At 72.6% G+C, this 12,046-nt stretch carries 10 protein-coding genes and 2 pseudogenes; 10 read left to right on the forward strand and 2 right to left on the reverse strand.

What is annotated here, in order from left to right:
* Window positions 1-216: 216 nt before the first annotated feature.
* From ruvX to ACWJ6R_RS18815, 3 genes and pseudogenes are all read left to right on the forward strand, one after another.
* Window positions 217-712: pseudogene (gene ruvX / locus ACWJ6R_RS18805) on the forward strand (Holliday junction resolvase RuvX).
* Window positions 713-1,320: 608 nt separating this feature from the next.
* Window positions 1,321-2,261 (forward strand): annotated as a pseudogene (gene mltG / locus ACWJ6R_RS18810) (endolytic transglycosylase MltG).
* Window positions 2,258-3,112, forward strand: coding sequence for a shikimate dehydrogenase (locus ACWJ6R_RS18815; protein ID WP_449063476.1), 855 nt, complete (start codon window positions 2,258-2,260; stop codon window positions 3,110-3,112). Before mltG ends, ACWJ6R_RS18815 begins: the two are co-directional and overlap by 4 nt.
* Here ACWJ6R_RS18815 and ACWJ6R_RS18820 read toward each other — a convergent pair.
* Window positions 3,087-4,049, reverse strand: coding sequence for a hypothetical protein (locus tag ACWJ6R_RS18820; protein ID WP_449063477.1), 963 nt, complete (start codon window positions 4,047-4,049; stop codon window positions 3,087-3,089). The genes ACWJ6R_RS18815 and ACWJ6R_RS18820 overlap by 26 nt on opposite strands.
* Window positions 4,046-4,462 (reverse strand): PadR family transcriptional regulator, encoded by a 417-nt coding sequence (locus tag ACWJ6R_RS18825; RefSeq protein ID WP_449063478.1) that lies wholly within the window; start codon window positions 4,460-4,462, stop codon window positions 4,046-4,048. The genes ACWJ6R_RS18820 and ACWJ6R_RS18825 overlap by 4 nt, the downstream gene beginning before the upstream one ends.
* 387 nt (window positions 4,463-4,849) lie before the next feature.
* On the opposite strand from ACWJ6R_RS18825, the gene infC reads away from it, so the two are divergent.
* The 7 genes from infC to pheT all read left to right on the forward strand — a co-directional run bounded on the left by infC (window position 4,850) and on the right by pheT (window position 12,028).
* The gene (infC, locus tag ACWJ6R_RS18830; RefSeq protein ID WP_068895368.1) at window positions 4,850-5,431 is read left to right on the forward strand and encodes a translation initiation factor IF-3; all 582 of its coding nucleotides are present in this window, start codon (window positions 4,850-4,852) and stop codon (window positions 5,429-5,431) included.
* A gap of 130 nt (window positions 5,432-5,561) precedes the next feature.
* Window positions 5,562-5,756 (forward strand): 50S ribosomal protein L35, encoded by a 195-nt coding sequence (rpmI, locus tag ACWJ6R_RS18835; protein WP_068895367.1) that lies wholly within the window; start codon window positions 5,562-5,564, stop codon window positions 5,754-5,756.
* A gap of 23 nt (window positions 5,757-5,779) precedes the next feature.
* Entirely contained in the window at window positions 5,780-6,160 is a 381-nt protein-coding gene (gene rplT / locus ACWJ6R_RS18840; RefSeq protein WP_068895365.1) for a 50S ribosomal protein L20, read from the forward strand.
* Window positions 6,161-6,271: 111 nt separating this feature from the next.
* Entirely contained in the window at window positions 6,272-7,105 is an 834-nt protein-coding gene (locus ACWJ6R_RS18845) for a TrmH family RNA methyltransferase (protein WP_449063479.1), read from the forward strand.
* A 50-nt stretch (window positions 7,106-7,155) separates the two neighbouring features.
* Window positions 7,156-8,238, forward strand: a complete 1,083-nt coding sequence (locus ACWJ6R_RS18850) for an ATP-binding protein (RefSeq protein WP_449063480.1) — start codon at window positions 7,156-7,158, stop codon at window positions 8,236-8,238.
* Window positions 8,239-8,447: 209 nt separating this feature from the next.
* Complete coding sequence (gene pheS / locus ACWJ6R_RS18855) at window positions 8,448-9,497, forward strand: phenylalanine--tRNA ligase subunit alpha (protein WP_449063482.1); 1,050 nt, start codon at window positions 8,448-8,450, stop codon at window positions 9,495-9,497.
* On the forward strand, window positions 9,497-12,028 hold the full coding sequence (pheT, locus tag ACWJ6R_RS18860) for a phenylalanine--tRNA ligase subunit beta (protein ID WP_449063481.1): 2,532 nt from the start codon (window positions 9,497-9,499) through the stop codon (window positions 12,026-12,028). The genes pheS and pheT overlap by 1 nt, the downstream gene beginning before the upstream one ends.
* The last annotated feature ends 18 nt before the right edge of the window (window positions 12,029-12,046 follow it).

Consider the following 12,046-nt stretch of genomic DNA (forward strand, 5'->3'; position numbering starts at 1 on the left):
CGCGCGCGCGCGCGCGCGCCGCCGTCGCGGCGGCGGCGGCGGCAAGGACGACGTCGCCCAGGGCGGCGGAGCCCGTCCCGAGGCGATCGGCGACGCGCTCGGCGCCGTCGAGCAGGCGATCGCGCAGACGCTCGCCTGACGGCCGGCCCCCGACGCCTCGATGACGGACGACGCCCGCGAGCCGGACCCCGGTCCGCGGGCGCGGGAGAGAACGGCATGAGAAACGGCACACGGCTGGGCGTCGACGTCGGCTCGGTGCGCATCGGCGTGGCCCGCAGCGACCCCTCGGGCCTGCTGGCCACCCCGGTGGAGACCGTACGGCGCGGCAGAGGCGACCTGGAGCGGCTCGCGGAGCTCGCGGCCGAGTACGAGCGTCGAGGTCGTGGTCGGCCTGCCCACCTCGCTCTCCGGCCGCGAGGGCCAGGCGGCGGGGCTCGCCCGCGGGTTCGCGGCCCGGATCGCCGCCCGGCTGGCCCCGGTCCCGGTGCGGCTGTTCGACGAGCGGCTCACCACGGTCACCGCCCAGCAGGGACTGCGCGCCAGCGGCGTGAAGGCGAAGAACCAGCGCGGGGTGGTGGACCAGGCGGCGGCCGTCGTGCTGCTCCAGGCTGCCCTCGACGCCGAGCGCGCCACCGGCAGGCCGCCGGGCGGTCCCGTGGCGGTGCCGGGTGACCGGCCCGGCGGGGGAGGCGACGGCGCGGCCGAGCGGTGAGCGGCCCAGTGAGGAGAGGGCGACCGATGACAGGTCCGTCCGCGGACCCGCCACGAGCACGAGCGGAGCCGTACTCTTTGTGTGGTTCACATCCAGATCGAGATGGTTGGTCTCGGTTTGTGGTTGTGGGTCGGGAGCATAGAATCACGAAATTCCTTGACGAAGAGAGTGAGTTGGCGGGAAACCGGGAAGAGCTGAGCAGAAACCTCGGGGCACGCTGATGCCCGGAGGAGGACCCGCCGTTCCCCGTAGCCGGGCGGCGCGCACCGGGATGCCAGGGGCAGGCGCCCGGAGGACCTGGATGTTCAGCTCGGTGAAGCTCCACGGTTCGGAAGATTCACTTGACGCCGGACCGTCCGTGCCGGGAGATTGGCCAGCGAATCATGAGCGACCTTGACATGGACTTCCTGGTGGGCGCCGAGGACGACGACGGTCGGTCGCGGCGCCGGTCGCGCGCGTCCTCGGGACGCGACGGCGGGAAGCGGGGCCGCCGGCGCAAGCGGCGCCGCAACAAGGGCGGCTTCCTGGCGCCCATGCTCGCGCTCCTCATCCTGCTGGGCGGCATCGGCGCCGGCGGCTACTACGGCTACACGTGGCTGAGCGACGTGATGACCCCGGACGACTACACCGGCCAGGGCACCGGCGAGGTCACCGTGGAGATCACGACGGGGCAGAGCGCCACCGACGTCGCCCGGACGCTGGAGGAGCAGGGCGTGGTCAAGAGCGCCAAGGCCTTCACCAACGCCATCGCCGCCGCGGGCAAGAGCGCCTCCCTGCAGCCGGGGACCTACACCCTGCGCAAGCAGATGTCCGCCGCCGCGGCGGTCGAGCTCCTCGACCCGAGCAAGCAGCTGATGGACCGGGTCACCCTCAAGGAGGGGCTGCGCCTGTCCGACACCCTCAGCACCCTGGCCAAGGCGACGGGCCGGCCGCTGAAGGAGTTCCAGCAGGCGGCCAAGGACGCCCGGGTCCTGGGCCTGCCCGGCTACGCCAAGGGCAGGCTGGAGGGCTACGCCTTCCCCGCCACCTACGACATCACGCCCAAGATGTCGGCGGCCGACATCCTGGCCGCGATGGTCGAGCGCTTCAGCGACACCGCCGACAAGGACAAACTGGTCGCCGGGGCCAAGGAGCTCGGCCACACGCCGCACGAGATCATGACGATCGCCAGCATCATTCAGGCCGAGGCGGCCGGGTCAGCGACATGGGGAAGATGGCCCGGGTCATCTACAACCGCCTCGAGAAGGGGCGGAAGCTGGAGATGGACAGCACGGTGATGTACGGGCTGAACAAGTACGGCATCGCCGCGACCAACGCCGATCTGCGCAGCACGTCCCCCTACAACACCTATGCCAAGGCCGGACTGCCGCCGGGGCCGATCAGCAACCCCGGCGACCACGCCATCCAGGCCGCGCTCAACCCCCCCGAGGGCGACTGGTTCTGGTTCGTCACCACCGACCCGGAACGGCGGCTGACCGAGTTCGCCACCACCGAGGCGGAGTTCCTCCGGCTCAAGGCCAAGTTCGACAGGAAGCAGGCGAACGGGTGACGCAGTCCGCGCCGGGGACCGCGACGAGGGCCGCGGTCCTGGGATCGCCGATCGCCCACTCGCTCTCGCCGTACCTGCACCGGGCCGCCTACGAGGCGCTCGGCCTGGACGGCTGGAGCTACGAGGCGATCGAGTGCGACGAGGCGGCCCTGCCCGCCCTGCTCGGCGGACTCGGTCCCGAGTGGGCCGGGCTCTCGCTGACCATGCCGCTCAAGCGGGCCGTGCTCCCGCTGCTCGACACCGTCTCCGACCTCGCCGTCGAAGTGGGCGGGGCCAACACCGTGGTCCTGTCCGAAGGCGCCCGGCACGGTGACAACACCGACGTGTACGGCATCGTGCGGGCGCTGTCCGAGGCCGGCGTGGCGCCGCCCCGGTCCGCGGTGATCCTGGGCGGAGGGGCGACGGCCGCCTCCACCCTGGCCGCCCTGCGCGAACTGGGCCTGGGGGAGGCCACGCTGGTGGTCCGCGACCCGGCCAGGGCGGGGGAGACCGCCGAGGTGGCCGAACGGCTGGGCACGGCCCTGGCGGTGCAGACCTTCGACAAGCTCGACGCGGTCCTGGACGCGGATCTGGTGGTCTCCACCCTGCCGTCCGGGGCGGCGGACGGCTTCGCCGACCTGGTGGCCGCCCGCGCCCCCGCGGTCTTCGACGTGGTCTACGCCCCCTGGCCGACCTTGCTCGCGCAGGCCGTACGGCGGGCGGGCGGGACCGTGGTCGGGGGTTTTCCGATGCTGCTGCACCAGGCCGTCCGGCAGGTCGAGCTGATGACCGGCCGCGCGGACGTGCCGGTGGAGGCGATGCGCGCGGCCGGTGAGGCGGAGATCCTCAGGCGAGCCGGTCGGGCGAGCTGACCGTCCCGGAGCCGTACGGCCGGAAGCCGCGCCGGGCGAGGACGAAGACGAGGGCCAGGAGCATCGCCTCGACCGCCAGGACGAACGGCCTGCCCGAGGAGAGCGGATCCGCCAGGCGGTGTCCCGCCATGGAGAGCAGCGGCGGGGCGAGCAGCGCGATGCCGCGGCGCCCGGCCGCGTGGCGGCTGGCGACGCCGCAGGCCATCGCGGCCAGCAGGGGCAGGGTCAGGCCGGTCAGGCCGTGGCCCGGCGCGGTGAGCGGCGAGAGGACGGAGACCGCGCCCAGCGCCGCGACGGTCACGACCGACCAGCGCAGCAGCGTCCGACGGCCGATCGACCGCGCGCCCGAGGCGGGGTCGGGTGCGGCGGTCAGCAGGAGCGCGGATAAAACGAGCGGGCCGGCCCGTTCCGCGACCGTCCCGGCCGTGAGGGGTTCCACCGAATAGGCGCCCGGCCCGAGAGAGGCGATCGCGTCCAGGACCGCCCACACGGAGACGGCGGTTTCCGCGACCGCCCAGAGCCACGCGCAGGCCGCCGCACTCCGGCGGGGACCACGCAGCGCCAGGACCACGATGAGCGCCTGCGGGAGCAGGAACGCGAGCTGGACCAGCGTGTAGGCCGGCGGGAGTCCGCTCGCCGAGGCCGGCAGGCCGGCGGCCGAGCCGAGTCCGGTGACCAGCAGGGAGAGCGGCGCGACGACCGCCGCCGCGTTCAGCGCGTCCCGCCACAGAGGGGCCGACCCGGGGCCGAAGGCGTGGCGCAGGCGGATCCTGACGGCCCCCAGCAGCAGGTCGGCGGCGTCGCGGAGGCCGGGGCGGGTCTGCCCGGGGCGGGCCGACGCGAGCAGGACCGCGATCATCTCCTCCTCGTGCCGGGCGCGGTGCTCGGCCGGGTACCAGGCGAAGAGCCCGCGGTAGCGGTCCTCCAGGCCGGTCACGCGGCACCCCCGGCGAGCCGGTGACCTCCGAAGGAGCCGGGAGGCGAGGCGACGCCTCCGGTGAGGCTCCCGCGGAAGAGGGCGCCCCCGGCGAGGCGGGCGCGCAGCCGGGTGGAGGCGGCCTCGGCGTGTCGGCGGAGCCGTTCGGCCTCGGCCGCCAGGCGGGCGCCGCCGGAGTCGGTGAGCCGGTAGTAGCGGCGGACGCGGCCGTCCACGACCTCCTCGCGGTCGCCGGTGATGAGGCCCTCGGCCTGGAGCCGGTCGAGGGCGGCGTAGAGGGTCCCGGCGCGCAGGACGACCCGGCCGGCGGAGATCTCCCGCACGTCGGTGATCACCCCGTAACCGTGCTGGGGGCCTGCGGCGAGGGCCGTGAGGATCAGGAACGTGGGTTCCTGCATCGGGCGTTCGCTCATGCGATCTTTATATATCGATCATCTGTATATGGGCAAGGGGATGATTCTGGCGTCGCGCACGGTTGTGGTAGTGTGACTACTCGATCGGTCCGGCATGCCTGCCGGACGCGCAAGCGGAGGTCTTCCTCCCACCTGGTCGACCGTGAGGCCGGCAGGTCAAGGATCACTCCGGTTAACCCCGGAGGGCTTACGGCTTAGGGTTCGTGAGTCCATGTGGCCCCGCATGCGCGACGTGCGGGGCACTTTGCGTTCCGCGTCCTGTCAAGGGACGCGCATGCGTGACCTCCCGGCACGATCGAGCACGTGGCAGTCGCCCGCCAAAGGGCGGCGGATCGCAACCTAGGAGGCCCCATCAGCGCCGAGCCCCGCATCAACGACCGTATTCGTGTGCCCGAGGTGCGCCTCGTCGGCCCGAACGGCGAACAGGTGGGCATCGTCTCCATCGGCGATGCTCTGAAGCTGGCTCAGGAGTCCGACCTCGACCTCGTCGAGGTCGCGGCGACGGCTCGCCCGCCTGTGTGCAAGCTCATGGACTACGGCAAGTTCAAGTACGAGTCGGCCATGAAGGCACGTGAGGCGCGCCGCAACCAGGCGTACACGATCATCAAGGAGATCAAGCTCCGGCCGAAGATCGACCCGCACGACTACGAGACCAAGAAGGGTCACGTGGTGCGGTTCCTCAAGGCCGGGGACAAGGTCAAGGTCACGATCATGTTCCGCGGCCGGGAGCAGTCCCGGCCCGAGCTGGGCTTCCGGCTCCTGCAGCGGCTGGCCGAGGACGTCACGGAGCTCGGCTTCGTGGAGTCCCAGCCCAAGCAGGACGGCCGTAACATGATCATGGTGATCGGCCCGCACAAGAAGAAGGCCGAGGCCAAGGCCGAGAAGGCGGCGGCCAAGGCCCAGCGCGGCGAAGAGGCTGCGGGGACCGAGACGCCCGTCACCGACGAGGCGGCCGCTCCGCAGGAGTGACTCGCATAGCCTGAACGCTCAGGCAGCCGCGAGAAGAATCCGGGACCGGGTCCGGTCTCGCAGTCAAGCATGCCCTTGACTCGGGTCGCCGGCCCGGGACATCGGCACGATCGAGGGAGATACGGCTGAGATGCCGAAGATGAAGACGCACAGCGGTGCGAAGAAGCGGTTCCGGCTCACCGGCTCGGGCAAGATCAAGCGCCGCCGCGCCAACCGCGCGCACTACAACGAGTGGAAGTCGTCCACCCTGACGCGCCGTCTCAAGCCCGAGGTCGTGCTCTCCGACGCCGACGCCAAGAAGATCAAGAAGCTGCTCGCTAAGTAACGATCCCGGGGAGATAGATACACATGGCACGCGTGAAGCGGGCGATCAACGCCAAGAAGAAGCGCAGGGTCGTTCTCGAGCGGGCGAGCGGTTACCGGGGCCAGCGGTCGCGTCTGTACCGCAAGGCCAAGGAGCAGATGCTCCACTCGATGACCTACGCCTACCGGGACCGCAAGGACCGCAAGGGCACCTTCCGCCGTCTGTGGATCCAGCGGATCAACGCCGCTGCCCGCCAGAACGGCATCACCTACAACCGGCTCATCCAGGGTCTGCGCCTGGCCTCCATCGAGGTCGACCGCAAGATCCTCGCCGACCTCGCGGTGAACGACGCCGCCACGTTCGCGACGCTGGTCGAGGCCGCCAAGAAGGCGCTTCCGGCCGACGTGAACGCGCCGGTCGCCTGAGGCCGGGCCACACGGGTCGCCGGCCGGGTCCGGCTCCGTTGAGAACGCGGTCCGCAGCGGTCACGCTGCGGACCGCGTTCGCATGTACGCGGGTTCTCTCGAGGGACGGGTATGGCGGGTTCTGAGCTGACGAACATCAAGTCGCCGCGGGTGAAGGCCGCGCGGCGGCTGACCAAGCGGGCCTTCCGGGACCGCGACAGGTCCTTCCTCGCCGAGGGGCCGCAGGCGGTCCGCGAGGCGCTGGCACTGGACGACGTCGTGGTGGAGCTGTTCACCACGGCCGAGGCCGAGCTGCGGCACGCCGAGATCCTCTTCGCGGCGCGGGCCGCAGGGATACCGGTCCTGCGGACCAGCGGGGAGGTCATGGCGGAGCTCGCCCAGACCGTCACCCCGCAGGGCCTGCTGGCGGTGTGCCGCTTCGTGCACGTGCCGCTGGAACGCGCCGTCACCGCCGACGCCCGCCTGGTGGCCGTCCTCGCGCACGTCCGCGACCCCGGCAACGCCGGGACGGTGCTGCGCTCGGCCGACGCCGCCGGCGCCGACTCGGTGGTCTTCACCGACGCCTCGGTCGACCCCTACAACGGCAAGTGCGTCCGGGCCAGCGCGGGCAGCCTGTTCCACCTGCCGGTCGCCACGGGGGCGCCGGTGGCGCAGGCCGTGGCGAGGCTCAAGGAGTCCGGCCTGCGCGTGCTCGCCGCCGACGGCGCGGGCAAGCACACGCTGGACGACGTGGACCTGTCCGGGCCGACCGCGTGGATCTTCGGCAACGAGGCCTGGGGACTGCCGGAGGAGCTCCTGCGGCTGGCGGACGACGTCGTCCGGGTGCCGATCTACGGAAGAGCCGAGAGCCTCAACCTCGCCACCGCGGCCGCGGTATGTCTGTACGCATCTGCCCGGTTCCAACGCGCCGGTTCGCCCCCGGCCCTCGAGCCGAGGCTGCCGTAGGACGCGGGAAACCCGCTATTGTCGGCCTTGGAGTCCGAGGAGGCGGGGTCGTGCACGGCGAACACACCGACGAGCGGGGCGCTGACTCCCCATGCGCGATCGGCGTCGACGACCTCCCCGACGGCCTCGTGGTGACCGACCGCGACGGCCACGTGCTGACCGTCAACCGCGCCGCCGCCCGGCTGACCGGGATCACCCGGGAGCGGGCCGTCGGCCGGCACGTGCGCGACGTGTTCTCCCTGCAGGACCAGGACGGCCGCGACTGGTGGAAGTGGCTCGACCCGTACGGCGGGCTGCCCACCCGCACCCGCCAGCCCGAGCTCCCGCTGCGCACCCCGGGCGGCCAGGAGTTGCTGGTCGCCGCCCGCCTGGTGCGCAGGCCCGAGCGGGGCGGCGAGGTCGTCCGCGTGGTCGTCACGATGCGCGACGCCGGAGCCCGCGCCCGCCTGGAGCGCAGCCGCGCCGACCTGGTCTCCACCGTCGCCCACGAGCTCCGCTCCCCGCTGACCAGCGTCAAGGGGTTCACCGCCACGCTCCTGGCCAAGTGGTCGCGTTTCACCGACGACCAGAAGCTGGTCATGCTGGAGACGGTCAACGCCGACGCCGACCGGGTGACGCGGCTGATCACCGAGCTGCTCGACGTGTCCCGCATCGAGTCGGGGCGGCTGGAGATCCACCGGCAGGTGGTCGACCTGCCCGCCAGGGCGCGCCGGCTGATCGCCGGGCGGGTCGCCGCGGGGGAGCCGGAGGACCGCTTCCGGCTCCAGGTGGACGGCGGGCTGCCCGAGACCTGGCTCGACCAGGACAAGATCGATCAGGTGCTGGCCAACCTGCTGGAAAACGCGGTGCGCCACGGCCGGGGTACGGTGACAATAGCCATGGAACCGAGCGAGTGGGGAGTCACCGTGTCCGTCCGTGACCAGGGAGAGGGCATCCCGCCCGAGCTGGCCACGCGCGTGTTCCGGCAGTTCTGGCGGGGCAACGCCCGCCGCCGCGGAGGCACCGGGCTCGGTCTGTTCATCGTCAAGGGCCTGATCGAGGCCCACGGCGGCACCGTGTCCGTGCAGCGGGGCCCCGAAGGCGGGGCCGAGTTCCGATTTACCGTGCCCACCGGCACCCCCGACTTCGCCTGAACGGCGGATGCGAGACCCGGTGGGCACTCTGACGCCGGTCGTGCGCGCCCGTCCCGCGGCGCGGGAGGATCTCCCCGGCCTCGCCGGGATTCCCAGGCGGGGCCCGACCGCTTCAGCGATTAGACTCATGGCCGCTCAAGCCCTGGATTCGGAGCTCTCTTTTGTCTAACTACGACCCGGTCGAGGTGACGCCGCTGCACGCCGATGAGATGGCGCGCATGCAGGCTGAAGCGCTCGAAGCCGTCAAGGCTGCGCGCGACCTCGACGAACTCAAGCAGGTACGGCTCGCCCACGCCGGTGACCGCTCACCGATCGCCCTGGCCAACCGCGAGATCGGCGCGCTGCCCCCCGCGGCCCGCGCCGAGGCGGGCAAACGCGTCGGCGGCGCCCGCAAGGCCATCGCCGACGCCCTCGCCGAGCGCCAGGCCCAGCTGGAGGCCGAGCGGGACGAGCGGGTCCTCATCGAGGAGACCGTCGACGTCACGCTCCCATGGGACCGCCTCCCCAGGGGCGCCCGCCACCCGCTGACCACGCTGCAGGAGCGCATCGCCGACGCGTTCGTCGCGATGGGCTACGAGGTGGCGGAGGGGCCCGAGCTGGAAGGCGAGTGGTTCAACTTCGACGCCCTCAACATCTCGCCCGACCACCCGGCGCGCTCGGAGCACGACACCTTCTTCGTGGAGTCGGTCGACTCGGGCAAGGTGCTGCGCACGCAGACCTCCCCGGTACAGATCCGGGCGCTGCTCAGCCGGGAGCTGCCGGTCTACGTGATCTCGCCGGGCAAGGTGTTCCGCACCGACGAGCTCGACGCCACCCACACCCCGGTCTTCCACCAGATCGAGGGGCTGGCGGTCGACGAGGGCCTGACGATGGCCCATCTGAAGGGCACCCTGGACCGTTTCGCCGAGGTCATGTTCGGCAAGGGCATCAGCACCCGGTTCCGGCCCAACTACTTCCCGTTCACCGAGCCGTCGGCCGAGATGGACCTGAAGTGCTTCGTCTGCCGCGGCGCCTCCGCGGTCCCGGGCAACCCGCCCTGCCGTACCTGCAAGTCCGAGGGCTGGATCGAGTGGGGCGGCTGCGGCATGGTCAACCCCCGGGTGCTCATCGCCTGCGGGGTGGACCCCGACCGCTACAGCGGCTTCGCGTTCGGCATGGGCGTCGAGCGCACGCTGATGTTCCGCCACAACGCCGAGGACATGCGCGACATGGTCGAGGGCGACGCCCGCTTCACTCTCCCGTTCGGGATGGAGGTCTGATGAAGGTCCCGCTTTCATGGCTGCGGGAGTATGTCGATCTCCCCGCCGTCACCGCCCACGAGATCGCCGACAAGCTCACCGCCGCCGGGCTCAAGCTGGAGGCGATCACCTCCCACGGCCACGACGTCAAGAACGTCGTCGTCGGCGAGGTGCTCTCCATCGAGGAGCTCGAGGGCTTCAAGAAGCCCATCCGCCACTGCCAGGTCGAAGTGGGGGAGGCCGCGCCGCGCCAGATCGTGTGCGGTGCGACGAACTTCACCGCCGGCGACCGGGTGCCGGTCGTGCTGCCCGGCGGCGTGCTGCCCGGCGGGTTCGAGGTCGGCGCCCGCAAGACCTACGGGCGCATGTCCGAGGGCATGATCTGCTCCGAGCGCGAGCTGGGCCTGGGCGACGACCACGGCGGCATCATGCTGCTGCCCGCCGACACCCCCATCGGCGCCGACGTGGTCGAACTGCTCGGCCTGCGCGAGGACGTCATCGAGCTGGAGATCACCCCGGACATCGGCTACGCGCTGTCCGTCCGCGGGGTGGCCCGCGAGGTCGCCACAGCCTTCGGCGTCGCGTTCCGCGACCCCGCTGATGTCTCCCCGCCCGCGGAGACCGGCCCGTCCCACCCGGCCTCGATCGCCGACCCGACCGCGTGCGACCGCTTCGTGCTGCGCGCGATCCGCGGCTTCGACCCGCACGCCCCGAGCCCGTTCTGGATGCGGGCCCGGCTGACGCGCGCGGGCATGCGGCCGGTCTCGCTGGCCGTGGACGTCACCAACTACGTGATGCTCGAGCTCGGCCAGCCGCTGCACGCCTTCGACGCGACGAAGCTCAGCGGTGAGATCGTGGTGCGCCGGGCGGAGCCGGGGGAGACCCTGGAGACGCTCGACCACGTCGTGCGCGCGCTCCACCCCGAGGACGTCCTGATCACCGACTCCTCGGGCGCCATCTCGATGGCCGGGACCATGGGCGGGCTGCACACCGAGATCTCCGACGATTCCACCGACATCGTCATCGAGGCCGCGCACTTCGCCCCCAGCGGCGTCGCGCGCATGTCCCGCCGCCACAACCTGGTCAGCGAGGCGTCCAAGCGCTTCGAGCGGGGAGTGGACCGGGAACTGCCGCTGCAGGCGTCCTGGCGCGCGGTGCGGCTCCTGGCGGAGCTGGGCGGCGGCACGATCCAGCCGGGCGTGACCTGCGCGGAGGTCGAGACCCGGCCGGTCCGGATCTCCATCCCGAGCGGCCACCCCGGTCGGGTCGCCGGTGTGCGCTACGACCGCGAGACCGTGATCCGCCGCCTGGAGCAGGTCGGCTGCACGGTCACCGAGGGCACCGGGGACGCGTCCGGCGCCGAGGCCGCCGACGGCCTGGCGGCCAGGCTCGCGGTGACCGGGGACGACATGCTGACGGTCGTCCCGCCGTCCTGGCGGCCCGACCTGACCGACCCCAACGACCTGGCGGAGGAGGTCATCCGGCTCGAGGGCTACGAGAACCTCCCCTCGGTCCTGCCCGCCGCCCCGGCGGGGGCCGGTCTCACCGAGGGCCAGCGGCTGCGCCGCAGGGCCGGCCGGGCGCTGGCGTCGGCCGGCTACGTCGAGGTCCTCGCCTACCCGTTCATGGGGGAGCGCGACCTCGACAACCTGCAGCTGCCCGAGGGCGACGCGCGCCGCCGTGCCGTACGGCTGGCCAACCCGCTGAGCGAGGACGAGCCGCTGATGCGGACCACGTTGCTGCCGGGTCTGCTGAAGACCCTGGTCCGCAACGTGGGCCGGGGCGTGGGCGACGTCGCGCTGTTCGAGATGGGCCTGGTCTACCGGCCCGCCGCGGACGCGCCGGCGACCGCGCCGGTGCTGGGTGTGGAGCGGCGGCCGACCGACGACGAGCTGGCCTCGATCGAGGCGGCGCTGCCCGCGCAGCCGAGGCGGGTAGCGGTCGTGCTGGCCGGCGAGTTCGAGCGTTCCGGCTGGTGGGGCAAGGGCGCCCCGGCGACCTGGGCGGACGCCGTGGAGGCCGCCCGCACGGTGGCCCGCGAGGCCGGGGTCCCGCTGGAGGTCCGCGCCGACCGGCACGAGCCCTGGCATCCGGGCCGCTGCGCCGCGCTGTACGCCGGGGAGACCCTCGTCGGGCACGCCGGCGAGCTGCACCCCCGCGTCGTCGAGGCGTACGGCCTGCCGCCGCGCACCTGCGCGATGGAGCTGGAGCTGACCGGGCTGGAGTCGTCGCTCCCCGGACCGGCGGAGACCCCCGCGATCTCCGCCTACCCGGTCGCCACCCAGGACGTGGCGCTGATCGTCGACGCCGCCGTCCCGGTCGCCGAGGTCGAGGCGGCGCTGCGCGAGGGGGCCGGAGAGCTCCTGGAGGCGATCCGGCTGTTCGACGTCTACGCCGGTGCGCAGGTGGGTGAGGGCAACAAGTCCCTGGCCTACTCGCTGCGCTTCCGCGCGCCGGACCGGACGCTGACCGTCGAGGAGACCACCGCGGCCCGTGACGCGGCCGTGGCCCTGGCGGGCGAGCGCACCGGGGCCCGGCTGCCGCGGCGCTGACGGAAGAGCGGTGGGCGA

The sequence above is a fragment of the Planomonospora algeriensis genome (assembly GCF_977012225.1).

Bases quoted from the DNA above. Each gene is read 5' to 3' on its own strand.
- ACWJ6R_RS18825 (WP_449063478.1), bottom strand. From the start codon at position 4,462: ATGAGCGAACGCCCGATGCAGGAACCCACGTTCCTGATCCTCACGGCC.
- ACWJ6R_RS18845 (WP_449063479.1), top strand. From the start codon at position 6,272: ATGGCGGGTTCTGAGCTGACGAACATCAAGTCGCCGCGGGTGAAGGCC.
- rplT (WP_068895365.1), top strand. From the start codon at position 5,780: ATGGCACGCGTGAAGCGGGCGATCAACGCCAAGAAGAAGCGCAGGGTC.
- pheS (WP_449063482.1), top strand. From the start codon at position 8,448: ATGGCGCGCATGCAGGCTGAAGCGCTCGAAGCCGTCAAGGCTGCGCGC.
- pheT (WP_449063481.1), top strand. From the start codon at position 9,497: ATGAAGGTCCCGCTTTCATGGCTGCGGGAGTATGTCGATCTCCCCGCC.
- rpmI (WP_068895367.1), top strand. From the start codon at position 5,562: ATGCCGAAGATGAAGACGCACAGCGGTGCGAAGAAGCGGTTCCGGCTC.